Source organism: Ruegeria sp. AA6, assembly GCF_056542865.1.
Genome location: NZ_JBQGAN010000004.1, coordinates 224584 through 245226, shown reverse-complemented (window position 1 = coordinate 245226; position 20643 = coordinate 224584). Strand labels below are relative to the sequence as shown.

Annotated in this window: 24 protein-coding genes; 4 read left to right on the top strand and 20 right to left on the bottom strand. The window is 57.6% G+C overall.

Translation table 11 applies throughout. The features are described from left to right. Positions 1-69: 69 nt before the first annotated feature. Positions 70-759 carry a CbiX/SirB N-terminal domain-containing protein gene (locus ACR0LN_RS08490; RefSeq protein ID WP_480429036.1) on the top strand — a complete coding sequence of 230 codons (690 nt, stop codon included), beginning with the start codon at positions 70-72 and terminating at the stop codon, positions 757-759. Positions 760-786: 27 nt separating this feature from the next. On the opposite strand, the gene ACR0LN_RS08485 is transcribed toward ACR0LN_RS08490, so the two are convergent. The 5 genes from ACR0LN_RS08485 to ACR0LN_RS08465 form a co-directional block, all read right to left on the bottom strand. Beyond that, a complete protein-coding gene (locus tag ACR0LN_RS08485; RefSeq protein WP_480429035.1) occupies positions 787-1809 on the bottom strand; it encodes a GGDEF domain-containing protein in 1023 nt (340 codons plus the stop codon). Then, on the bottom strand, positions 1806-2393 hold the full coding sequence (locus tag ACR0LN_RS08480; protein WP_480429034.1) for a heme NO-binding domain-containing protein: 588 nt from the start codon (positions 2391-2393) through the stop codon (positions 1806-1808). Before ACR0LN_RS08480 ends, ACR0LN_RS08485 begins: the two co-directional genes overlap by 4 nt. A gap of 120 nt (positions 2394-2513) precedes the next feature. Then, positions 2514-4073 (bottom strand): trimethylamine methyltransferase family protein, encoded by a 1560-nt coding sequence (locus tag ACR0LN_RS08475; RefSeq protein WP_480429033.1) that lies wholly within the window; start codon positions 4071-4073, stop codon positions 2514-2516. 120 nt (positions 4074-4193) lie between these two features. After that, positions 4194-4886, bottom strand: coding sequence for an HAD family hydrolase (locus ACR0LN_RS08470; protein WP_480429032.1), 693 nt, complete (start codon positions 4884-4886; stop codon positions 4194-4196). A 24-nt stretch (positions 4887-4910) separates the two neighbouring features. Continuing rightward, on the bottom strand, positions 4911-5195 hold the full coding sequence (locus ACR0LN_RS08465; protein ID WP_480429031.1) for a DUF3572 domain-containing protein: 285 nt from the start codon (positions 5193-5195) through the stop codon (positions 4911-4913). 87 nt (positions 5196-5282) lie between these two features. Here ACR0LN_RS08465 and ACR0LN_RS08460 point away from each other — a divergent pair, with 87 nt between their 5' ends. Further along, positions 5283-6677 carry a diguanylate cyclase gene (locus ACR0LN_RS08460; protein ID WP_480429030.1) on the top strand — a complete coding sequence of 465 codons (1395 nt, stop codon included), beginning with the start codon at positions 5283-5285 and terminating at the stop codon, positions 6675-6677. Between the two features lie 5 nt (positions 6678-6682). On the opposite strand, the gene ACR0LN_RS08455 is transcribed toward ACR0LN_RS08460, so the two are convergent. Genes ACR0LN_RS08455 through ACR0LN_RS08440 form a run of 4 tightly spaced genes read right to left on the bottom strand, consistent with a single transcriptional unit; the run spans position 6683 to position 8581 of the window. Continuing rightward, the gene (locus ACR0LN_RS08455; RefSeq protein WP_480429029.1) at positions 6683-7156 is read right to left on the bottom strand and encodes a periplasmic heavy metal sensor; all 474 of its coding nucleotides are present in this window, start codon (positions 7154-7156) and stop codon (positions 6683-6685) included. After that, positions 7153-7503: a hypothetical protein gene (locus tag ACR0LN_RS08450; RefSeq protein ID WP_480429028.1), complete on the bottom strand. Its 351-nt coding sequence runs from the start codon at positions 7501-7503 to the stop codon at positions 7153-7155. The genes ACR0LN_RS08455 and ACR0LN_RS08450 overlap by 4 nt, the downstream gene beginning before the upstream one ends. Then, positions 7496-8107: an RNA polymerase sigma factor gene (locus ACR0LN_RS08445; protein ID WP_480429027.1), complete on the bottom strand. Its 612-nt coding sequence runs from the start codon at positions 8105-8107 to the stop codon at positions 7496-7498. Before ACR0LN_RS08445 ends, ACR0LN_RS08450 begins: the two co-directional genes overlap by 8 nt. A 6-nt stretch (positions 8108-8113) precedes the next feature. Then, entirely contained in the window at positions 8114-8581 is a 468-nt protein-coding gene (locus ACR0LN_RS08440) for an EF-hand domain-containing protein (RefSeq protein WP_480429026.1), read from the bottom strand. A 200-nt stretch (positions 8582-8781) separates the two neighbouring features. Between ACR0LN_RS08440 and ACR0LN_RS08435 the strand changes: the two genes are divergently transcribed. Together ACR0LN_RS08435 and ACR0LN_RS08430 are read left to right on the top strand one after the other, a co-directional pair. Continuing rightward, positions 8782-9180, top strand: a complete 399-nt coding sequence (locus tag ACR0LN_RS08435) for a DUF983 domain-containing protein (RefSeq protein ID WP_480429024.1) — start codon at positions 8782-8784, stop codon at positions 9178-9180. Positions 9181-9205: 25 nt separating this feature from the next. Further along, positions 9206-9907, top strand: coding sequence for an NUDIX hydrolase (locus tag ACR0LN_RS08430; RefSeq protein WP_480429023.1), 702 nt, complete (start codon positions 9206-9208; stop codon positions 9905-9907). A gap of 3 nt (positions 9908-9910) precedes the next feature. On the opposite strand, the gene ACR0LN_RS08425 is transcribed toward ACR0LN_RS08430, so the two are convergent. From ACR0LN_RS08425 to nuoI, 11 genes are read right to left on the bottom strand one after another with little or no spacing between them, the layout of a single operon-like run. Next, positions 9911-11578, bottom strand: a complete 1668-nt coding sequence (locus tag ACR0LN_RS08425; protein WP_480429022.1) for a ribonuclease J — start codon at positions 11576-11578, stop codon at positions 9911-9913. Next, positions 11575-12354, bottom strand: a complete 780-nt coding sequence (locus ACR0LN_RS08420; RefSeq protein WP_480429021.1) for a type III pantothenate kinase — start codon at positions 12352-12354, stop codon at positions 11575-11577. Before ACR0LN_RS08420 ends, ACR0LN_RS08425 begins: the two co-directional genes overlap by 4 nt. Before the next feature lie 11 nt (positions 12355-12365). Next, positions 12366-13115, bottom strand: coding sequence for a biotin--[acetyl-CoA-carboxylase] ligase (locus ACR0LN_RS08415; RefSeq protein ID WP_480429020.1), 750 nt, complete (start codon positions 13113-13115; stop codon positions 12366-12368). Positions 13116-13169: 54 nt separating this feature from the next. Continuing rightward, entirely contained in the window at positions 13170-14612 is a 1443-nt protein-coding gene (nuoN, locus tag ACR0LN_RS08410) for an NADH-quinone oxidoreductase subunit NuoN (RefSeq protein ID WP_480429019.1), read from the bottom strand. Between the two features lie 15 nt (positions 14613-14627). Further along, entirely contained in the window at positions 14628-16172 is a 1545-nt protein-coding gene (locus ACR0LN_RS08405; protein ID WP_480429018.1) for an NADH-quinone oxidoreductase subunit M, read from the bottom strand. Beyond that, positions 16172-18340 (bottom strand): NADH-quinone oxidoreductase subunit L, encoded by a 2169-nt coding sequence (nuoL, locus tag ACR0LN_RS08400; protein ID WP_480429017.1) that lies wholly within the window; start codon positions 18338-18340, stop codon positions 16172-16174. The genes ACR0LN_RS08405 and nuoL overlap by 1 nt, the downstream gene beginning before the upstream one ends. A gap of 6 nt (positions 18341-18346) precedes the next feature. Next, positions 18347-18652 carry an NADH-quinone oxidoreductase subunit NuoK gene (nuoK, locus tag ACR0LN_RS08395; protein WP_005984024.1) on the bottom strand — a complete coding sequence of 102 codons (306 nt, stop codon included), beginning with the start codon at positions 18650-18652 and terminating at the stop codon, positions 18347-18349. Positions 18653-18656: 4 nt separating this feature from the next. Then, positions 18657-19097, bottom strand: a complete 441-nt coding sequence (locus ACR0LN_RS08390; protein ID WP_480429016.1) for a hypothetical protein — start codon at positions 19095-19097, stop codon at positions 18657-18659. Between the two features lie 44 nt (positions 19098-19141). Continuing rightward, the gene (locus ACR0LN_RS08385; RefSeq protein WP_421599410.1) at positions 19142-19744 is read right to left on the bottom strand and encodes an NADH-quinone oxidoreductase subunit J; all 603 of its coding nucleotides are present in this window, start codon (positions 19742-19744) and stop codon (positions 19142-19144) included. Beyond that, a complete protein-coding gene (locus ACR0LN_RS08380) occupies positions 19741-20151 on the bottom strand; it encodes a carboxymuconolactone decarboxylase family protein (RefSeq protein ID WP_480429015.1) in 411 nt (136 codons plus the stop codon). Before ACR0LN_RS08380 ends, ACR0LN_RS08385 begins: the two co-directional genes overlap by 4 nt. Then, complete coding sequence (nuoI, locus tag ACR0LN_RS08375; RefSeq protein WP_480429014.1) at positions 20148-20642, bottom strand: NADH-quinone oxidoreductase subunit NuoI; 495 nt, start codon at positions 20640-20642, stop codon at positions 20148-20150. Before nuoI ends, ACR0LN_RS08380 begins: the two co-directional genes overlap by 4 nt. Between the last annotated feature and the right edge of the window lies 1 nt (position 20643).

Genomic DNA, 20643 nt, shown 5'->3' with positions numbered 1-20643 from the left:
TCAGTACAGTGTGGATTGACATTAACGCTGTGGGAAACACCTATCGGAGAGCCAGACAGGACTATTCAAATGCCCCACGCCCTCATCGTTGCCCATGGTCAACCGTCGGATCCTGAGCCAGCCGAACAGACCCTCACCGCTTATGCCGCGCAGGTGGACGCGTTGTGCGATGGCGTGACAGTACTATCGGCTACGCTTGCGGCGCCGGGTATGTTCGAACAGCGTATATCCCAGCTGTCGGATTCTGACGTAATTTACCCGCTTTTCATGGCCAAGGGGTGGTTTGTAACCAGTGCCCTACCCAAACGTCTTGCCGGACGAGACCTACGAATTCTCGATCCGCTGGGCGTTGACCCTGAATTGCCCGTTTTAGTCGCCAAAGCGCTGCGCGACAGGTTGCGCGAAAACCAATGGGCTCCGGAAGAGACGGATCTGGTTTTGGCCGCACACGGCTCTGGCCGCAGTCGCAATCCGTCTGCGGTTGCACGGGCCTTTGCCGCTGAATTGGAACAACAGATCACTTTCCAATCTATCCGCCCCGGCTTTGTCGAAGAACCTCCCTCCATCGCCGAGGCCGCGTCGGGTGTGTCGCCTCAGGCGCTGTGTCTTCCCTACTTTGCCTGCACGGGCGGTCATGTATTGGAGGACGTTCCACAAGAGCTGGGTGCGGCTGCCTTCAAGGGGCAGGTCATGCCTGTTGTCGGAGAGTTGCCCCGGATCAAACAACATATAGCTGCGATCCTGGCCAGTACGTTTTGACTGCGCTGTCGAGACTTTGGCGCAGAGCTAATCCAAAGTCACACCGGAAGCCGCACCACCCTGGCCAAGGCCCGCAAGCGTCGAATAAAAAAAGTGCCGAGATCGGCCCTTCCTTTTCGCCTCATACAGCGCCAGATCAGCGGCATTCAGTATTTCGGCGGCTTTTGGAGACGTAAACTGTGTGGACAATGCGGTTCCGATACTGGCCGAAATCTGGCAGGTGTTGCCTTCGAAATCCATCGGCTGCTGCAGCCGCTCAATGAGGCGTTCAGCAATTGCCGTCAGAACGCCTTCATCCGAAAGGCCTTTGAAAATAATTACGAACTCATCCCCGCCAATGCGTGCCACCGTGTCGTCATTTCGAGTCTCCTCAACCATAATATTGGCGGCCTGTTGCAACACGAAATCCCCGGCCGCGTGCCCGTATTGATCATTGACCGACTTAAAGAAATCCAAGTCCAGGTGCATCAGCGCAAAGGGCGAACTTCCCGCAATCAAGTGCCCCAGAAGTACGTCCATCGCCCGCCGGTTTTTCAACCCGGTGAGCATATCGGTAAAGGCTTGCTTCTCAGCCGCAAGCATCGCACCTTGCAGCCGCAGGTTCAGCGACCGCGATGCTTCCATCGCTGCGGACTTGGCCTCGACCAGATATAACAATTCAATAGCCAGATCGGTGCCCGAGAAATCCGCGCTAGTCAAAGCATAGTCACGCACCGCATCCAGAATCGAGATGCCAAATGACAGGTTGATGACCGCCCCTTTTCCCTGCGGCAGCGGAGCAATCAGCCCCTTAAGCGCTGTGCGCGGTGTGTCCCGCAGCTTCAGATGCAATTTGGCTCCGGCCAATGACATCAGCGCCGACAGGGTCGTAACAGCGCGTGGACGGACCAGATCAAACACCTCCAGAAATTCTTTGCCTGCCATCGGTTGATCAGGACGCAGTTTCTGCAAGGTCGGGCCCACACGCATTATTCGGCCAGCTTCATCCACCAAAACGTACATCGGGCAAAGCGTTTCCAGCAGTCGCGCCAGATCACAGGTATCCATCATGATTTCCGTGCCCCAAGATCGAAATGACGCCCTTCGGCAAAGGCGCTTTCTACGAGCGTCACAGAAATCACTTCGGCCTCGCCGTCCTGCCCGTCATGGGAAAGCATTGCCAACGCACCATAATCATCGGCCATGGCACGCAATACTCCGACCATCACGCTGGAATAACCGGGCAGACCCGGATGGCAAATCAACTGATACTCAGTTGGGGTAACCTCGATAAGTTCCAAGGTCGGCAAACATAGATCAGAAACGGCCAGCCTTACCCTGTCGGACAAGTCATCCAAGGAATGCAGAAACTCCACATAAGTTACGCCACCGAACCGCAACAATCGGCGTAAGTCTTCCATATTGGGGTGTGAGACCAGATATGTTCCCAAATCTTCAAGAATTTCTGCGCGCGGACGCTCAAGGTCGACGCACAGCGCATCCAATACCCGCGTTGTCATGTCGTCGTCGTAGACAAGCATCGCTTCAAACTCGGCAAAGCCGAGTTCTGCCGCCTCGGTCACACGCATCCAGCATGCCTGCCCGTAAGTCGCGCATACAAATGACTGTACCGCCCGATTGATCAGACCATGCATCAGATACCCCAGATTGATTTATCCTCAATCTGCCCTGAGATTCCTTAACAAAACCCCAAGATATCCTGTGATATGCGGTCAATCCGAACAAGTTTCAGATTGGAAACCCTTGGCGACAAACTAAAAATCCGTTGGCGCCCCACCTTCGGCCTTACGACGGGCGACAAAGTCGGCCAGTTCTTCCCGAATTCCTTCATCCATCGATGGGGCCTCAAAGCTGGTGATGATCTCTTTGAACATGTGGTGCGCACGTTCCGCTGTCCAAATGCCACCTGCCACATTCCAACCTTCAAAATTCTTCCAGTCACTGAGGAAGGGTTGATAAAACGCTGTCGTATATCGGTCCTGCGTGTGCTGAATGCCAAAGAAATGGCCATCGTTGCCCACCGCGCGGATTGCATCCAACGCGATTTCATCGGGACCGGTCGCCGTAATCTCGGGCTGCATATAGCGCTGAATTTGCTGCAATATCTCACAGTCCATAATGAACTTTTCGGGGCTTGCGATCAGGCCGCCTTCCAGCCAGCCAGCCGCGTGATAGACCATGTTAGTCCCCGACTGGACGGCTGCCCAGAGCGAGTTTGATGTCTCCCAAACCGATTGCCCATCGGGCACATTCGCGGCGCACACACCAGAAGAGCGCATGGGCAGGTTGTAAAACCGCGCCATCTGTCCGGTCATCTGCGTTGAACGCATATACTCTGGTGTCCCAAAAGCAGGTGCCCCGGATTTCATGTCCACATTCGAAGTGAACGTGCCGATCACACAAGGAATCCCCGGACGCACGTATTGGAACAGGGCAATGGCACACAAAGCCTCGGCCAGAGATTGCGCGACTGCCCCGGCCATCGTCACGGGCGCCATTGCACCGGCCAACGTGAACGGTGTTACCACGATCGCCTGCCCCCGTCGCGCCAGACGCAAACACCCGTCAATCATCGGGTGGTCGTGTTTCAACGGTGAGGTCGAGTTGATGTTGGAATACATCCGCGGCGTAGCCTCAAATTCTTCATGAGTCAGACCGCCGGCGATACGAACCATCTCCATCACATCTTCAACCCGCTCCTTGCCGAGGCAATACGCGTGCATCGCTTTGTCCGTCAGGGTCAGCTTGTCATAGAGCACATCCAGATGTCGGACGCTGGCATGGATGTCCACCGGCTCGACAGGATAGCCTCCTGCGAAGTGGATGCAGTTGAAATACTGCGTCAGTTTCAACAGGTTGCGGCACATGTCCCGGTTTCCCGGAACCTTGGTACCGATCTCCATATCCCAATAATTCGGCGGAGAAGACACGTTGCCGAAAACCAAGGTTTTGCCGCCGATCTCAATTGTGTGGTCAGGATTTCGCGGCGTGATGGTAAATTTGGACGGTGCCTTGCCGATCATCTCCATGACAAAGTCCCGGCCCATGCGGACGTTGTCGCCGTCGACTGTGCATCCTGCTTCGCGCAGAATGCCCTTGGCTTCTTCATTGTAGAATTCGATCCCGATCTCTTCGAGGATGCGCATAGCCCCTTCGTGGATTGCCTCAATCCCCTCCTGATCCAGTGGCTCGGTCGGGCGGTCGATGTTGATCGGAGGGTTAAAGGGCATCTGGTCGATCACCGCGGTGCCTCGGCGTTCGGCGGCCCCAGCCCGTCCACCCCCACGACGTCTGCGCGTTTTTGTGTCAGCCATGTGATCCTCCAGAGCTTGCTTTAATCTAAGCAAGCCCCGAAGGTGGATGTCTGGCCGCTCTGTCTGCGACAGGTTTTGTCGGTTTTTTATCCCGAAGCGCCGAAATTGGTCCGGGCTGGATCAGTTTTTTGCCAACCAGCCGGGTATGTGTCCGATATCCGGCAGCACAACATCCGCCATCGGTGCAAGTGCTTCGGCCCCGGCGATCCCCGTAAGGACGCCAATGGTGGTCATCCCGGCGGCGCGCCCGGCCTGCAGATCGTGCAGGCTGTCCCCGACCATAGCCACGTTCTCTGGCGCAACCCCGACATGAGTGGCAAATGCCAGCAACTGACCGGGCCCTGGTTTAAACCCGTGACCACTGTCATACCCGGCGACAAAATCGAAATGTTCGTGAATGCCGACCGAAGCAAGGTGTTGCAGCGCCGGTGCCTCGCTGTCATTGGTTGCCACACCCAGCTTGAACCCCGCCTGCCGCAACCCTTCAAGAAATGGCACCAACGGAATGGCCTGAGCCTGCGGCGCTGCGGCCGCTTCTGCATTCAGAACTTCGACCAGCTCTTCTTTCGTCATATCGGCAATGTGCCGGGCAAGCAGTTCGGCTATTTCCTCGACCGTTGCCGCAACGACGATGCTGTCCTCGGAATATGTGGCCGATTTAAGGTCAAACCCGATAATCCGGCCCAACTCAGCCGCGCGAGCATGATCGCCATCGGCAAGCCGCAGCACCATGTTGCGCCCGAAAGCGCCCCAGGTGTTTGCGAAGTCAAACAGGGTTCCGTCCTTGTCAAAAAGGATCGCGTCGATGGGCATTGTATGCTCCTGCAAGGTTTCTATTCAGGTCCAGTGAACGTCAGCGCCGCCGGACAACATCGCACGGGCCTGAGCGGGAAGATCATAGGGCACAGAACTCGCGTCGCAGAATGCCATCACCCACGAATCGTCAAGCATCAGAAATTCCAACACAGAGCCAAGGAATTCAGGCTCGGCCGCCCGGTCCCGCAGATCCTGCGCCGACGCGCCGGTAGAGCCAAGAAAAACTGGTAGCAACTCCTCGTTGCCGACCAGCCAACCCAGAACATTCAATGCCAGTGTTTCGGCAGATTGGGCAGAGATTGACATAAAGTGACCCCGGATCAGATCTTGGAAAGGGTTTGTTAACCAGACTCATAAACACTTTGGCAACGCATGCAATCAATGGTGAATGATATGTCCGCGCAAGGAACCATCCTTGTCCTCGACGGGACCTCAACCAATCGCATCATGCTGAAGGTTCAACTGACCGCGGCGTGGTATCACGTCGTACAAGGCGAACGGCTTCAGGGTTTAGCCGGGCTTTTGCGACGCAGTAAACCTGATCTGGTACTGACCTCTCAGACTTTGCCAGATGGCACTGCAGCGGATGTTAAACGATTGGTCATGGCCGACCCGGACCTAGTCGACGTTCCCGTTGTTGCCATCGCTGCGCAAAACGACAAGGCGGCACGATTAAAGGCGTTGTCCGAAGGGCTGGATGATGTTCTGACATACCCGTTCAAGGATACTTTCCTACTGGCTCGGGTACGAAGCCTGTTGCGCGCACGGGTCGAGACGCAGGACCTGCAAGTTGGCAGTGCATCCCATCCCATGGGCTTTGCAGAACCAGCGGTCGCGCTGATAAGACCACTCAAGCCCGCCTGCATAGCCATTCTGACGCAATCGCCTCGCACCGGGGCTTTGTGGCAAGCCGCTTTATCGAAACGCACCCGGCACAACCTGTCGACACATACTCCGTCGAACCTACAGGGGATACTGTCAGGACCGGCGCCGGATGCCATCCTGTTTGAGATCGGCTCTTGTCCGTCAGCGCTGAATCTGTTGGCGGATCTGAAATCACGCGGGATTACGCGGCACACGGTGTTGATCGGAGTTCTGGAGAACGGCGATCCCAAATTGGCGTCAGAAGCACTGGATCGTGGCGCGGACGCAGTTTGTATGGAAGGATTTTGTCCCGAAGAAACGCTTCTCCGCTTGGAAAACCAAATTGCACACAAGACCCGGAAGGACCAAATGCGTGCCTCACTGCGGCGCGGGGTGGTCGATTCCTGCGTCGACCCGCTGACTGGGCTGCACAATCGTCGTTATGCGATGAGGGCCATGGATCAAATGGCTCACCAATCAGCACAGTCAGGGCAAGGAATGGCCGTGATGCTGGCGGACCTAGACCACTTCAAATCGATCAATGACACGTTTGGCCACTCGGCCGGGGATTGTGTGCTGATCGAAGCTGCTAGGCGTATGGCGCAAATTGTAGGTTCGGCTGGCTTTGTCGCTCGGATCGGGGGCGAGGAATTCATGATCGGGCTTTCCAACACGACCCAAGCCAAAGCAATGAAACTGGCCCGGGGTCTGTGCGACTGTATCCGAAAAAACCCGTTCAACTTTCCAGACACTTTAGATTCGATCGCAGTCACCGTCAGCATCGGGTTGATAGCCACCCAACCCGAAGAGCAATCGCAATTAATTCAGCCCGCGCACATCGAAAGGCTGATCAAATCGGCCGACACTGCACTGTATGCCGCAAAAACTGCCGGGCGGGATCAGGTCCATCAAAGCGCGGCCTGAATGAACTATTCTTTGTGTTTGCGCCCATGTGACTTGCGTTTTACTACCTCTTGTAGCCGGTCGGCATAGGTGTGGCGCTCAGCATCTGTCATCGCGGAAATCCGCGCGAGCCATCTTTCCTGCAGCGCGCTCTGCAGTTCGGCCATCGACTGCGCCTGTTGCTGCAACAAAACCTGAACAGCGACCGGATCAAAAGGGTCGGCGCGCAAGGCTGCCTCTAGGTCCGCAAAGTCCCGAGACCGCAATTTAGCCCCCCTGACATGCCGTTCGGACAGTTCCCCGCGCAGAGCTTTGCGATCTTCTTTAGGCAGGGCGCGATACAACGCCGGCCCGAATCCCGGCGGTGCCTTGCCATGATCCCCACCTTTGACCCGGTAGACCGTGCCCAAGGCGACCCCGGCGACTAGCAGGTTCAGCCCGAGTGAGACGGCCAGAAGCACCGTCACCCAACGTCTTTTGGGCTTGGCATTATCGCTCATTCAGTGTCCTCCAGAAATGTCGTGTCCAGGCCAAGGTCAGCAACTGCAAAGCTGGTGTCCTGCGGATAAAGTATCGTCGCCGGGTCAGGCAGAAAGTCAGGGGCCGCAAACCCGATCCAAACACCTGCGGCGCTGGCTGCGACCAACCCGCCCATGCTCTGCCACCCTCCAATGCCCTCCAATACGCGCCCCCAGATGGACCGCTTCGGCGCCGAAGGTTGCAAACCTTCAAGGCGCACGGTCTCGGCATCCGTCAGAATACGCACGGCCAGATCATCGGGCAGCACAGGTCGGGTTTGCCGGGCTTGCGCAAACAACTGATCCAGTTCCTTATCATCTTCAGACATCATCGTACCCCAGTTCCTCTTTCCGACCGGCCAATATCGCCGCCAAGGCGCGTTTACCGCGCGCCGTTAGGCTTTCCACCGCTTCTGTTGAAACGCCCATGATCCCGGCAATCTCGGGGTTGGGCAATTCCTCGACATGCCGCAAGACAACCGCCTGCCTCTGGCGATCTGGCAATTGCGACAACGCCACCTGTAAGGCGTCCTGGCGCGCAGCCTCCTGCAGCCGATCTGCCGCGCTGAGGTCTCCGTCCTCAGGCTCAGGCACATCATCCAGACGGTCGGGCCGCTTTTTGCGCTGCACATCCACGCACAGGTTCAACGTAACGCGATACAGCCAAGTGGACACTTTGGCCTGCCCCGGCACCCATTTCGGCGCCATCTGCCACAGCCGCATCATGGCGTCCTGGGTCACGTCCTCGGCTTCGGCCCGGTTTCCCAGCATCCGCAAAGCGACCGAGAAGCACCGTGGACCCAACCGATCTGTCAGAACACGCGCCGCCGAAGCGTCACCTGCCGCGAACTTGCGCAACAACGCGTCATCCGACTCGCTCGCGGCACAATCTGCGCCGCGAACGTCCTGTAATGGGGAGGTCAGATCCTCCATCCTTCATCAGCTGTCGTCAGAGTCCGCCTTACCGTGCCTTTTATGCTTCCGGCCCATCCGCTCTTTCGCATCGCTATATTCCTGCTCCGAGATCGTCCCGCTGTTGTCCGCGTCGATACGGTTAAACATCTTGCCAGCGCGGCGCGGCTTGGGCAACTCGTCGTCGCTTAGATAGCCGTCCTGATTTGCGTCGTGCTTGTCGAACATCTTGGTGATGCGGTCATTGGCCTTTTGCTGCGCGGCGGCCTGCATTTCCTCAACGCTCAACTTTCCGTCGCCATCGGTGTCGGCCTTCAAGAATCGCTGTGCGCGATGGGCCTCCATTTCTTCCTGGGTCAACTGACCGTCGCCGTTGGCGTCCAGTTCCTGAAAGCTCACTGGTTCGCGATCTTTTGGCCCGGCTGCCAGAACAGACGTTCCCGTGATTGCAACGGCCGAAACAAGAATGACCGGAATGAATTTGGCGCTTTTCATATCGTTTTCCCTTTGTTTTGCGGCCTCATCGCCGCTGCTCACATTGGTTCAAACGAAAGGCCGCGCGGGTTCCGTCGCAAATATTGCAAAAAAGTTTTGCGCCCCTAACTAACATCCGTCGCCACAAAGAGACGCACCCCCCTTTTCTGGACGGTCAAACAAGCGCATTATCCCGTCCAAACGAACGCGCGAGTTTCAAAATGACAGATCAGACGATCGACACAACGTCCGAGAATGACCGCCCAACGTGGCCCGCTTTGGTCAAAGGCTTCCGTTGCCGCTGCCCAAAATGTGGCGAGGGCAAGGTTCTGCAGGGCTATCTGAAGGTCAAAGACAGCTGTGACAGTTGTGGGCAAGAGTTGTTTCACCATCGGGCAGATGACGGCCCGGCCTACCTGACCATCCTGCTCGTCGGCCACCTTTTGGCCCCTGCCCTGCACGTAACCTATGTGGAGTTCCGGCCCGAGCCGCTGACCATGTTCCTGATCTTTGCAATCGGCTGCACGGCGCTGTCGCTGTTCTTGCTGCCTCGTCTGAAAGGGGCTGTTGTCGCCTATCAATGGGCGCGTCGAATGCACGGGTTTGAAAAAGCGCAGTGATCCGGGTCAAGGGATCACATCGCACATGAGCGAAGACAAAACGGCAATTCGGGATGCGGCGACGGTCATCGTTCTACGGAACCGGTTGACCGAGCCGTCGATCCTAATGGGTCAGCGGGGCGCAAAAGCCGTTTTCATGCCCAACAAATTTGTGTTTCCCGGAGGCGCTGTGGACTCGGGGGACAGTGCGATACCTCTTGCGTCGTCTCTGCCCGAATTATGCAGCACCCGACTGAACGAAAAGTCCGAACCGGGCTTGCAAAACGCGCTGGCCGCAGCTGCGATCCGAGAGCTGTGGGAAGAGACTGGGCTGATACTGGGCGAACCGGGCCGCTGGAGCGGAGAAATCCCAGAGGATTGGCAAGACTACGCAAATTCAGGCTTCCGTCCTGCTGCAAATGCGCTGCAGTTCGTGTTCCGCGCAGTGACACCACCAGGTCGCCCGCGACGGTTTGATGCGAGGTTTTTTCTGGTCGATGCCAGCGCGATAGCAGGTGATCTGGACGATTTCAGCCGCGCATCGGATGAGTTGTCCCACTTGCAATGGGTGCCGCTGGACCGCGCCCGAGAGTTGGACCTGCCATTCATCACAGAAGTCGTTCTGGCCGAAGTGGCGGCCCGGGTATCTGATCCTGAACCGCCTGAGAATGTACCCCTCTACCTGCATACTGAGGAGCAAAGCCTGTTCCTGCAAATCAAGGGGTATCCGATGCCTGACGCGGACTAGGCCTCACTTCATCCGGCTGATTACCGTGGTCACCTCAGGTTTTTTGCCGATCTCGGCCTTAGCCGTCTGACGTACGATGCGGCGCATGGCTTCTTCAAGCTTGTCATCGTCGCGCAGGGTCTTGGCCTCGGCCCGCATCAGGAACTGGTTCAGGTCCTCTTCCAACACCTCAACCAGCGCCGCCTTTGAGGTTCCGATCTCGGGCAAGCCCATCGTATCACACCACGGCTCACCCAACGGCTCGTCTTTTTCGTCCAGAATCACCGTGACCGTCACGTGCCCATTCAGCGCCATGCGAATGCGGTCGCGCACAATTCCGTCCAGGGCACCAACCTTGACGGTGCCGTCAAGATAAGTACGGCCGGTTTCGATGTAATCCACGACCTGCGGCGTATCACCCGTCAGGTCCAGCATCGTACCGTTAACTGCCAGAATACCTGTACGCCCACCTGCCTCGGCCAGTTTGACGTGTTCCCGCAAGTGCCGGTGTTCACCATGCATCGGAACGATCGACTGAGGGTTGATCAGGGCATGTACTTTCTCAAGATCAGGGCGGTTGGCATGCCCGGACACATGGTACAGGCCCGAACTGTCGTCCACCACATCCACGCCCTTTTCGCTGAGCTGGTTCATGATGAAAATCACGCCACGCTCATTTCCGGGGATGGTTTTTGAGGAAAACAGGAACAGATCGCCCTCTTTCAGTTCGATCCCGCGATACTTACCTCGCGCGAGTTGCGCACTGGCGGCGCGGCGCTCGCCCTGACTGCCAGTCACGATCAGCATCAGGTTCTGGCGCGGCAGGTCCACAGCCTCTTCTGCGCTGATGACTTTGGGAAATTCCGCGAGAATACCCGTTTCGGTCGCGGCCTCGATCATCCGCCGCATGGCACGTCCCAACAGCACGACCGAGCGCCCAGCACGTTGGCCGGCTTCGGCCAGCGTCTTCACCCGTGCCACATTTGACGCAAAGGTGGTCGCCACGACCATGCCTTGGGCATTTTGGACCAGCTTAGTGATTTCGGGCCCCAGCTCTGATTCCGAACGACCGGCATGGGGTGAAAACACGTTGGTGCTGTCACAGACCAAAGCCTTGACGCCGGGTTTGGCAACCTCAGCCCACAGATCGGGATCAAAGGGTTCCCCCACTATGGGGTCAGCGTCGAGTTTAAAATCGCCGGTGTGTACGGTACGTCCCGCGGGCGTATCAATCACCAGCCCTGCGCTTTCCGGGATTGAGTGCGAGACCGGTAGAAACCCAATCGCGAAGGGACCAACCTGGACCTGCTCGGGCCAGGCTGAAACCGTTCGAACTGCGTCCTCGGGGTGCCCATGCTCTTCCATCTTGCGGCGCGCGATATTGGCGGTGAAGGCCCGCGCGTAGATCGGCGCACCCAGCGCTTCAAAACAATGCGCCACGGCACCCACGTGGTCTTCATGGGCGTGGGTTACGAAGATGGCGTCCAAACGGTCAGCCCGCTCTTGCAACCAAGAAATATCGGCATGGATCAAATCAACGCCGGGCGTTGTGTCCATATCTGGAAAGGTCACACCCAGATCGACAAGGATCAGACGCTCCTGCCCCGGTTTTCCGTAGCCATAGACATATGCGTTCATCCCAATTTCGCCGGCACCACCCAGCGGCAGATAGATCAGTCGTTCACTGCTCATGTTGAGCCATTATCCTTGTTATAGCGATGGATCACGGTCAGGCCGTGCATCGTCAGATCGTCTTCGATTGCATCGAACCCCACGTCGGCCTGATCGAACAAGGGTGCGAGCCCACCGGTTCCAACGACTTTCATCGGCATTCCGTATTCCGATTTGATCCGGGCAATCAGCCCCTCGATCAAGCCGGAATAGCCCCAATACACGCCGGATTGAATGCAGCCAACCGTATTTGTGCCAATCACTTTTTCCGGTCGGGTGATGTCGATATGCGGCAAAGCTGCCGCCCCCTGATGCAACGCCTCAAGGCTCAGGTTCACGCCGGGTGCAATGATGCCGCCGACATATGCCCCGTCCGAGGCCACCACGTCGAAATTCGTGGCTGTCCCGAAATCAACGACAACAACGTCTCCGCCGTGACGGTCAAACGCGCCCACCGCGTTTGCCAGGCGATCGGGACCGGGAACGGTGCCTTCGTCGACACGCGGCGCCACGGGCAAGAGGCATTCCGGTTTGCCAACCACCAGTGGACGACATCCAAAGAACCGGTCAGCAAAGATGCGCAGATTGAACACGACGCGCGGCACGGTCGAAGCGATCACAACATCAGTGATATCCGCCTCGATCCCGTAATGTTTCACCAGAGTCGAATACCATGTGAAATACGCGTCCGCAGTACGGGAATGGTGGGTCGAGGTTCGCAAGGTGCACAGAAACTGCTCACCATCCCAAATCGAGAAAACGGTGTTGGTGTTGCCGCAGTCGATAGCCAGAAGCATCTGAGCCTCCTTCAGAAATACACATCGGCCGCGGGAATGCTGACGCGGCCCTTGGAAGTCTTTAGGACAAGGTTGCCATTTGCGTCCACTGTTTCAAATGTTCCCACAGTTTCGGACGTTGAGGTTCGGGCGGTAATAACCTCGCCCAACCTTGCCGCACGGGCCAGCCAAGCCGTTCGGATCGGTTCGAACCCATAGGTCACAAACTGGGTCTCATATCGCGCATAGGAAGCGGCCAGCTCGGTCAAAAAATCTTCGGGCAGGACAGCAGAGCCGGTCTCCGACAGCAACGAGACCGGCCGCACTGCGCTTTGCTCAACTGCATAGGTAGGTGGCGCTTCGGACAGGTTTACTCCGATACCAATAGCCAAGTGAGACAGCCCCTGCCCCTGTCCGGTGCTTTCCAAAAGGATGCCCGCCAACTTGCCTCCGTTCAGCAGCACGTCATTCGGCCATTTCAGCGATAGCCCAGCCGCACGTCCAGTCACCGCGACGCAGGCATCGAACAGTGCCAATGCCGCCACGAAGCTGCGCAGGGCGGCCTGTTCCGGATTGCCCTGTGGCCGCATCAACAATGTCGCGGCCAGATTGCCCTTGGGGTTGGCCCAGGTACGTCCCCGCCGTCCTCGAGCAGCTGTCTGGTGATGCGCCATGATCCAAACCGGACCCGGCGCAGTCGGAGCAAGGCGCGCGGCCTCGTTCAAGGTGCTGTCAACCTCCTGCACAATGTGCAGACCATATCCCTGGGGCCAGTCGGTCATGGCAAAAAGGCCCGGTCTGCCAACCGAGCCTCCTGCGATTGAATGTCAGACACGTCAGTTAACAAGCGTTGCCGCCGCAGCTGCCGCCGCGCCCTCGATGCCGAACTGATAGAACACGCCGACCAACATCAGTGCGGCAGATCCCATCAAGGCGACCCACAGAACTGGAGTGGAATGGGTCTCGATCGGGTCCTCGTTTTCAGCTCCGAAATACATGTAGAACACGATCCGCAGATAGTAGAACGCACCGATCACCGAGGCGATGGCCGAAACGATCACCAGACCTGTCAACCCGGCACCAATACCTGCCTGCCAGACGCCGAACTTGGCAAAAAAGCCCAGCATCGGTGGCACGCCCGCAAGCGAGAACATCAGGATCAGAACCGCCAGCGCCTTGCCGGGGTCACGCTTGGAATACTGGCGCAGCGCGTCGATATCGGTGACGGGCTTGCCGTCGCGCTCCATCATTAGGATGAAAGCAAAAGTGCCGATATTCATGGTCACGTAAATTGCCAGATACATCAGCATCGCCTTGATGCCCATTTCCGTACCCGCCGCCAGACCAATCAATGCATAGCCCATATGGGCAATCGACGAAAACGCCATCAGTCGCTTGATGTCACGCTGGCCGATCGCGGCGACGGCACCCAGCAGCATCGACAGAACCGAAAGCAGAACGATCACCTGCTGCCAGTCCTTGATCACGCCGCCAAACGCATCATGCAGAAGACGGGCGAATAGGGCCATAGCTGCCACTTTCGGCGCCGTGGCAAAGAAGGCGGTGATTGGCGTGGGCGAGCCCTCGTACACGTCGGGGGTCCACATGTGGAAGGGCACAGCCGAGACCTTGAAAGCCAGACCCGAGATCAGGAAGATCAGACCGAATAGCAGGCCAACCGAGACGTCGCCATGATGCACTGTCTGGATTATGCCTGAAAACAGCGTGGTCCCGGTAAAGCCATAGACCAAAGACGCGCCGTACAGCAGCAGACCCGAACTGAGCGCACCCAGCACGAAGTACTTCAAACCAGCTTCGGTCGATTTCGCGCTGTCCCGGCGCAGGGCAGCCACGACATATAGCGACAGCGACTGAAGCTCCAAGCCCATATACAAGGACATCAGGTCACCCGCGCTGACCATCATCATCATACCCACGGCGGCCAGTGCTACCAGCAACGGGTATTCGAAACGGAGCAGATCGCGACGTGCCATGTATTCCTGGCTCATCACCAGCACAGCGGCGGCGGACAGCAAAATTGCAACTTTGGCAAATCGCGAAAAACCGTCGTCCACAAACATCCCGTTGAACGCGACATTCACACCGTCACCATTGGTGGCAATCCAAATCGCCAGCAGCGCCATCAGACCAGCCGTCGCCCACACCAGAACCGGCGCCAACGCGTCTTTCGTTGTATAGACAGCACCGATCAAAGCGGCCATCGCATACACGGCCAGAACAATTTCCGGCAGGATTATAGTCAGATCAGCCTGGATCATGTCTCCAAAGCTCCCTTAATGCGAAGCGGCCGTCTGGGTCGCAGCCTCAGCCGCGGCCAGAGCCGTGTCATAGTTCGAAATCAGCGCGGCGGTCGAGTTGCCGATCACATCGGTCACCAGCGACGGGTAGACGCCCAACAGGATGGTCATGATGATCAGCGGTGCGAAAATCAGACGCTCGCGCGAGCTCATATCGGTCATCGCCTTCAGGCTTTCTTTGATCAGGTCGCCAAAGACAACACGGCGGTACAGCCACAGCGCATAGGCCGCCGAAAAGATCACGCCGGTCGCAGCCACTGCCGTCACCCAAGTGTTGACCTGGAATGCGCCCATCAGAGTCAGGAACTCTCCGATGAAACCAGACGTACCCGGCAAGCCCACGTTGGCCATGGTGAACAGCATGAAGACCAGCGCATAGGCGGGCATACGAATGACCAAACCGCCATAGGCGTCGATTTCACGCGTGTGCATCCGGTCATAGATCACGCCCACACACAGGAACAGCGCGGCCGAGATGAACCCGTGGCTCAGCATCTGGAAGATCGCGCCGTCGATACCCTGCTGGTTCGCCGCAAAGATGCCCATGGTCACAAAGCCCATATGCGCGACCGAGGAATAAGCGATCAGCTTTTTCATATCTTCCTGAACCAGCGCCACGAGCGAGGTGTAGACGACCGCAATCGCCGACATCCACAGCACCAGATCGGTCATCACCGCCGAGCCCACAGGGAACATCGGCAGGCTGAACCGCAGGAAGCCATAGCCGCCCATCTTCAGCAGGATCGCCGCCAGCACGACCGAACCCGCAGTCGGGGCCTGCACGTGCGCATCCGGCAACCAAGTATGGACCGGCCACATCGGCATCTTCACCGCAAACGAGGCGAAGAACGCCAGAAACATCAGCGTCTGCATCCCGCCGACGACATAAATGCCCAGCACGCTGAACCCTTCGGACGAGAACTGATGGCTCATCAGCGCCTCGATATCCGTGGTACCCGCATCCGCGTACATCGCAACCATCGCCACCAGCATCAGCACCGAGCCGAGGAAGGTGTAGAGGAAGAACTTGAAGCTTGCGTAGATGCGATCCTTACCGCCCCAGATACCGATGATCAGGAACATCGGGATAAGGCCTGCCTCAAAGAACAGGTAGAACAGCACCAAATCCAGCGCCATGAACACGCCCAGCATCAGCGTTTCCAGCAGCAGGAAGGCGATCATGTATTCCTTGACGCGGTCGGTGACCTGCCAACTGGCCAGAATGGTCAGCGGCATGATGAAAGTGGTCAGCAGCACGAACAGAACGCTGATCCCGTCCACACCCATCTTGTATTTCAGGCCCAGCAGCCACTCGCCCTCTTCGACCATTTGGAAGCCAGTGTTCGAGGGATCAAAGCCTGTATAGATGCCGATCGAGACCAGGAAGGTCACCGTGGTCGCCACCAGCGCAACCCATTTCGCATTTCGCTGGGCCGCCGCGTCCTCGCCATGCAGGAACAGGGCCAAAATGCCTGCCGCCACAGCGGGGATGAAGGTGACGATGGAGAGGATATTATCCATTAGTGTGCGCCTCCGCCGATCGACATCCAGGTGACAAGGGCCGCGATGCCCAGAACCATCCAGAAGGCGTAAGTAAAGATGTAACCCGTCTGCGCCTTGCCTGCGAGGCGGGTGAAGAAGGGAACAACGCCCATTGCAACACCGTTCAGGAAGCCGTCGATGGTGTTGCCGTCACCGCGTTTCCAAAGGAACCGGCCAAGCGCCACGGTGGGTTTGACGAAAATCGCGTCATAGATCTCGTCAAAGTACCACTTGTTCAGCAAGAACAGGTAAAGTGGTCGCTGGTTCTGCGCCAGACGTCCCGGCAGAGACGGGTTCACGATGTAGAACCAGTAGGCCACAACAAAGCCCAGCAGCATCGCAACAAACGGGGATACCTTGACCCATTTCGGAGCCGCATGCGCGTCATCCAGAATGTGGTTGTCCGGTGCGATATACAGGGCACCCTCGCCCGGCTCGCCTACGAAGGCATAGTGATGATCGCCACCATGCGCGTCTTTGTCTCCGTGCCCATCATGGCCCTCATCTGCATGGGCTTCATCGGCATGCGTGTCGCCGTGGCCATCGTCCGCATGGGTGTCATCCGCATGGGCGTCCGCCGTACCGTGATCACCGGCCTCAGCATGCTCCGACGCTTCGGCGACAGGAATGCCGTAGAACTTGCCGACCTTATCCGCGTGACCAAAGAAGTTGCCGTACCAGATCATGCCTGCAAACACCGCGCCCAGCGACAGCACGCCCAAAGGCACCAGCATGACCATCGGGCTTTCATGTGCGTGATCATGCGTATGCTGATCGCCGCGCGGCTTGCCGTAGAAGGTCAGGAAGATCAGACGCCAGCTGTAGAACGAGGTGAACGCAGCAGCGACCACCAGCAGCCAGAAGCCATAGGCCGAGCCGCCAGCATAGGCGCTCTCGATAATGGCATCCTTGGACAGGAAGCCTGCAAACCCGATAGTGGTTAGCGGAATGCCCACACCGGTAATAGCCAGCGTACCAATCATCATCGCCCAGAAAGTGTAGGGGATCTTCTTCCGAAGCCCGCCGTATTCAGTCATCTCCTGCTCATGATGCATGGCGTGGATCACCGAACCCGCCCCAAGGAACAACAGCGCCTTGAAGAAGGCGTGCGTGAACAGGTGGAACATCGCGGCCGAGTACATGCCAACACCCGCGGCCACGAACATATAGCCCAACTGCGAACAGGTCGAATACGCGATGACGCGCTTGATGTCGGTCTGCACCAGACCCACGGTCGCGGCAAAGAAAGCGGTCGAGGCACCCAGCACGGTGATGAACCCAGTCGCACCCGGCGCGAACTCCATCAGCGGCGACATGCGGCAGACTAGGAACACACCCGCAGTCACCATGGTCGCGGCGTGGATCAGAGCCGAAACAGGCGTCGGGCCTTCCATCGCGTCTGGCAACCATGTGTGCAGGATCAACTGCGCCGATTTACCCATCGCGCCGATGAACAGCAGCACACAGATCACCTCGATTGCGGTCCACTCACCCCACAGGAAGTGCAGCTGCGTTTCCGCCAGCTCGGGCGCCGAAGCAAAGATATCTGAGAAGTTAATGCTGTCCGTCAGGAAGAACAGCGCGAAAATCCCAAGCGCAAACCCAAAGTCCCCGACCCGGTTTACTACGAAGGCCTTGATGGCAGCGGCGTTGGCCGATGGCTTGCGATAGTAGAACCCGATCAGCAGATAGGACGCGACGCCCACGCCTTCCCAGCCAAAGAACATCTGCACCAGGTTATCAGCCGTCACCAGCATCAGCATGGCGAAAGTGAAGAAGGACAGATAGGCAAAGAAGCGCGGCTTATAGCTTTCGCCTTCGCGCCACTGCGGGTCGTGATCCATGTACCCGAAAGAATAGAGGTGTACGAGCGCCGAGACGGTCGTCACCACAATCAGCATGATCGCAGTCAGCCGGTCGAGACGTACGGCCCAGCTTGTCGACAGCGAGCCGCTCTCGATCCAGCGCATGATCTCGACCTGTTGCGTCACCCCATCGAAGGTGAAGAACACGATCCACGACAGGAGACAGGCCAGGAACAGCAGGCCCGTAGCGGTCCACATGGCGGCTTTCTCGCCGATAAATCGCCAGCCAAATCCGCAGATCAGCGCGCCCACCAGTGGGGCAAAGAGGATGGTGGTTTCCATGTTCCCTTACCCCTTCATCATATTGACGTCTTCAACCGCGATGGTGCCGCGGTTACGGAAGAAGCAGACCAGAATGGCCAGACCAATCGCCGCCTCAGCCGCCGCAACGGTCAGCACGAACAACGTGAACACCTGCCCGACCAGATCGCCCAGAAAGCTGGAGAACGCCACGAGGTTGATATTCACCGCCAGCAGCATCAACTCGATGCTCATCAGCAGGATGATGACGTTCTTGCGGTTCAGGAAGAGACCGAAGATGCCGATGACGAACAACGTCGCCGCGACCGTGAGATAGTGTTCAAGTCCGATCATTGGGTCATAGTCCCTCGAATTTCTCTTTCCCATTGCGAAGCTCTGGGAACGCTGCTGCACAAGCGCAGTTCTCTTTCGTCACGGTGTACTCTGTGACCTTGTAGGCTTTCCGCTCAAAGGTCTTTTTGACCGAAGCCCAAGAATAGCTGGCACCAGTATCGACCAGTTTTTCCAAAGTTTCTGCTGCTTCGCTTCTTCGGTCCAACTGAGTGGCATCGAATTCTCTATTAAGTTCAGCGACAACTTTAAGAGTTAGCCCAGTTTCACAGCCTGAAATTTTGAGAAACGTGGAGCTTGTGCATCCAATCTTATCATCGCAAAAGCTGCCGATTTCGTAGTAAGCAACAACTCCTTCGCCGACGACCTCATGCTGTGTTTCAATCCAATGATGGGACAATAACGGGAAGCCGTCGCACTCTGACATTGGAAACGCAGCTGCGGACAAGGGTAAGCCCACCATTGCCAAAACTGATATGGCCGCTCTAAATCTCACAACCCCTGCCCCGGTTTTACGTCCTTCAACTCCATCGCCTTGGCCGGATCGCGCATCATCTGGCCGACGATGTCCTGACGCTTGATGTCCTTGCGGTGGCGCAGGGTCAGCACGATGGCACCGATCATGGCCACCAGCAGGATCAGGCCCGCCAGTTGGAACAAAAGGAAATATTGATCGTAAAGAATGACACCCAGCGCTTCGGTGTTGTGGCGGTCTGCCGGAACCGGTTGGGCCAGATTGGCCGCTGCACCTTGTGCGCTGTCCCACGCCCCAAAGGCCATGACGAACTGCATCAGGATGACCAGACCGATCAGCAGGGCCAGCGGCATATAGCGCGCCATCTCGGCCTTCAGCTCGGCAAAATCCACATCCAGCATCATCACCACGAACAGGAACAGCACCGCAACCGCGCCGACATAGACGATGATCAGCAACATCGCCACAAACTCGGCCCCCAGCAGCACGAACAGCCCCGCCGCCGACAGGAAGGACAGGATCAGCCACAGCACCGAGTGCACCGGCTGGCGGCTGATCACCGTGAACAGCCCGCCGGTGATGGCGCTGATGGCAAACAGGTAGAAGGCAAAGACGGTCATTGATCCTCATCCTCGTTATCGCCCATGACCTCCTGCGCCAGATCCAGCGCACGGGTCATGGCCGGGATGCCGGCAAAGACCGACATCTGACCGATCGTTTCCACGATCTCTTGTTTTCTGGCCCCGGCTTCCAGCGCGTGGCGGACGGTCTGGCGCACGGCAGTATCGGCCTGTGCGCCCTGCATGGTCAGCCCTGCCAGCGTCAAAAGCAGGCGGGTTTTGGCATCCAGACCGTCCTTGTTGACGGTGTTGCCGAACAACATTTCCATGACCTCTTTGGGCATGGTGGGCCACAGCGCCTCGAACCCTTTGGGCGAGAAATTTTCCATCGCCGGGTTCATCGCCTTGGCCATGTCCTGAGCCTGCTTCATCATCAGCTCAAACGGATTTGTCGGGCTGTCACTCATCTGTAAGGCGCATCCATTTCCAGATTGCGGGCGATCTCGGCTTCCCAGCGTTCACCGTTGTCGAGCAGTTTTTCTTTGTTGTAGAAAAGCTCTTCGCGGGTCTCAGTTGCGAATTCGAAATTCGGGCCTTCGACGATGGCATCGACCGGGCAAGCCTCCTGACAGAAGCCGCAATAGATGCACTTGGTCATGTCGATGTCGTACCGCGTGGTGCGGCGGCTGCCGTCTTCGCGCGGTTCGGCGTCGATGGTGATGGCCTGCGCGGGGCAGATCGCCTCACACAGTTTGCAGGCGATGCAGCGTTCCTCGCCATTCGGATAGCGGCGCAGGGCATGTTCGCCGCGGAAACGTGGGGATAGCGGGCCCTTTTCGTGCGGGTAGTTGACGGTGGCCTTGGGCGCGAAGAAGTACTTCAGCCCCAGCTTCATGCCGACCCAGAAGTCCTGCAGCAGGAAATACTTGGCAGCGCGGGTATAGTCGATTTGTGTCATA

What these genes read in the sequence shown, in the direction of transcription:
- ACR0LN_RS08490 (WP_480429036.1), top strand. Translation starts at nt 70, where the DNA reads ATGCCCCACGCCCTCATCGTTGCCCATGGTCAACCGTCGGATCCTGAG.
- ACR0LN_RS08485 (WP_480429035.1), bottom strand. Translation starts at nt 1,809, where the DNA reads ATGATGGATACCTGTGATCTGGCGCGACTGCTGGAAACGCTTTGCCCG.
- ACR0LN_RS08480 (WP_480429034.1), bottom strand. Translation starts at nt 2,393, where the DNA reads ATGCATGGTCTGATCAATCGGGCGGTACAGTCATTTGTATGCGCGACT.
- ACR0LN_RS08475 (WP_480429033.1), bottom strand. Translation starts at nt 4,073, where the DNA reads ATGGCTGACACAAAAACGCGCAGACGTCGTGGGGGTGGACGGGCTGGG.
- ACR0LN_RS08470 (WP_480429032.1), bottom strand. Translation starts at nt 4,886, where the DNA reads ATGCCCATCGACGCGATCCTTTTTGACAAGGACGGAACCCTGTTTGAC.
- ACR0LN_RS08465 (WP_480429031.1), bottom strand. Translation starts at nt 5,195, where the DNA reads ATGTCAATCTCTGCCCAATCTGCCGAAACACTGGCATTGAATGTTCTG.
- ACR0LN_RS08460 (WP_480429030.1), top strand. Translation starts at nt 5,283, where the DNA reads ATGTCCGCGCAAGGAACCATCCTTGTCCTCGACGGGACCTCAACCAAT.
- ACR0LN_RS08455 (WP_480429029.1), bottom strand. Translation starts at nt 7,156, where the DNA reads ATGAGCGATAATGCCAAGCCCAAAAGACGTTGGGTGACGGTGCTTCTG.
- ACR0LN_RS08450 (WP_480429028.1), bottom strand. Translation starts at nt 7,503, where the DNA reads ATGTCTGAAGATGATAAGGAACTGGATCAGTTGTTTGCGCAAGCCCGG.
- ACR0LN_RS08445 (WP_480429027.1), bottom strand. Translation starts at nt 8,107, where the DNA reads ATGGAGGATCTGACCTCCCCATTACAGGACGTTCGCGGCGCAGATTGT.
- ACR0LN_RS08440 (WP_480429026.1), bottom strand. Translation starts at nt 8,581, where the DNA reads ATGAAAAGCGCCAAATTCATTCCGGTCATTCTTGTTTCGGCCGTTGCA.
- ACR0LN_RS08435 (WP_480429024.1), top strand. Translation starts at nt 8,782, where the DNA reads ATGACAGATCAGACGATCGACACAACGTCCGAGAATGACCGCCCAACG.
- ACR0LN_RS08430 (WP_480429023.1), top strand. Translation starts at nt 9,206, where the DNA reads ATGAGCGAAGACAAAACGGCAATTCGGGATGCGGCGACGGTCATCGTT.
- ACR0LN_RS08425 (WP_480429022.1), bottom strand. Translation starts at nt 11,578, where the DNA reads ATGAGCAGTGAACGACTGATCTATCTGCCGCTGGGTGGTGCCGGCGAA.
- ACR0LN_RS08420 (WP_480429021.1), bottom strand. Translation starts at nt 12,354, where the DNA reads ATGCTTCTGGCTATCGACTGCGGCAACACCAACACCGTTTTCTCGATT.
- ACR0LN_RS08415 (WP_480429020.1), bottom strand. Translation starts at nt 13,115, where the DNA reads ATGACCGACTGGCCCCAGGGATATGGTCTGCACATTGTGCAGGAGGTT.
- nuoN (WP_480429019.1), bottom strand. Translation starts at nt 14,612, where the DNA reads ATGATCCAGGCTGATCTGACTATAATCCTGCCGGAAATTGTTCTGGCC.
- ACR0LN_RS08405 (WP_480429018.1), bottom strand. Translation starts at nt 16,172, where the DNA reads ATGGATAATATCCTCTCCATCGTCACCTTCATCCCCGCTGTGGCGGCA.
- nuoL (WP_480429017.1), bottom strand. Translation starts at nt 18,340, where the DNA reads ATGGAAACCACCATCCTCTTTGCCCCACTGGTGGGCGCGCTGATCTGC.
- nuoK (WP_005984024.1), bottom strand. Translation starts at nt 18,652, where the DNA reads ATGATCGGACTTGAACACTATCTCACGGTCGCGGCGACGTTGTTCGTC.
- ACR0LN_RS08385 (WP_421599410.1), bottom strand. Translation starts at nt 19,744, where the DNA reads ATGACCGTCTTTGCCTTCTACCTGTTTGCCATCAGCGCCATCACCGGC.
- ACR0LN_RS08380 (WP_480429015.1), bottom strand. Translation starts at nt 20,151, where the DNA reads ATGAGTGACAGCCCGACAAATCCGTTTGAGCTGATGATGAAGCAGGCT.
- nuoI (WP_480429014.1), bottom strand. Translation starts at nt 20,642, where the DNA reads ATGACACAAATCGACTATACCCGCGCTGCCAAGTATTTCCTGCTGCAG.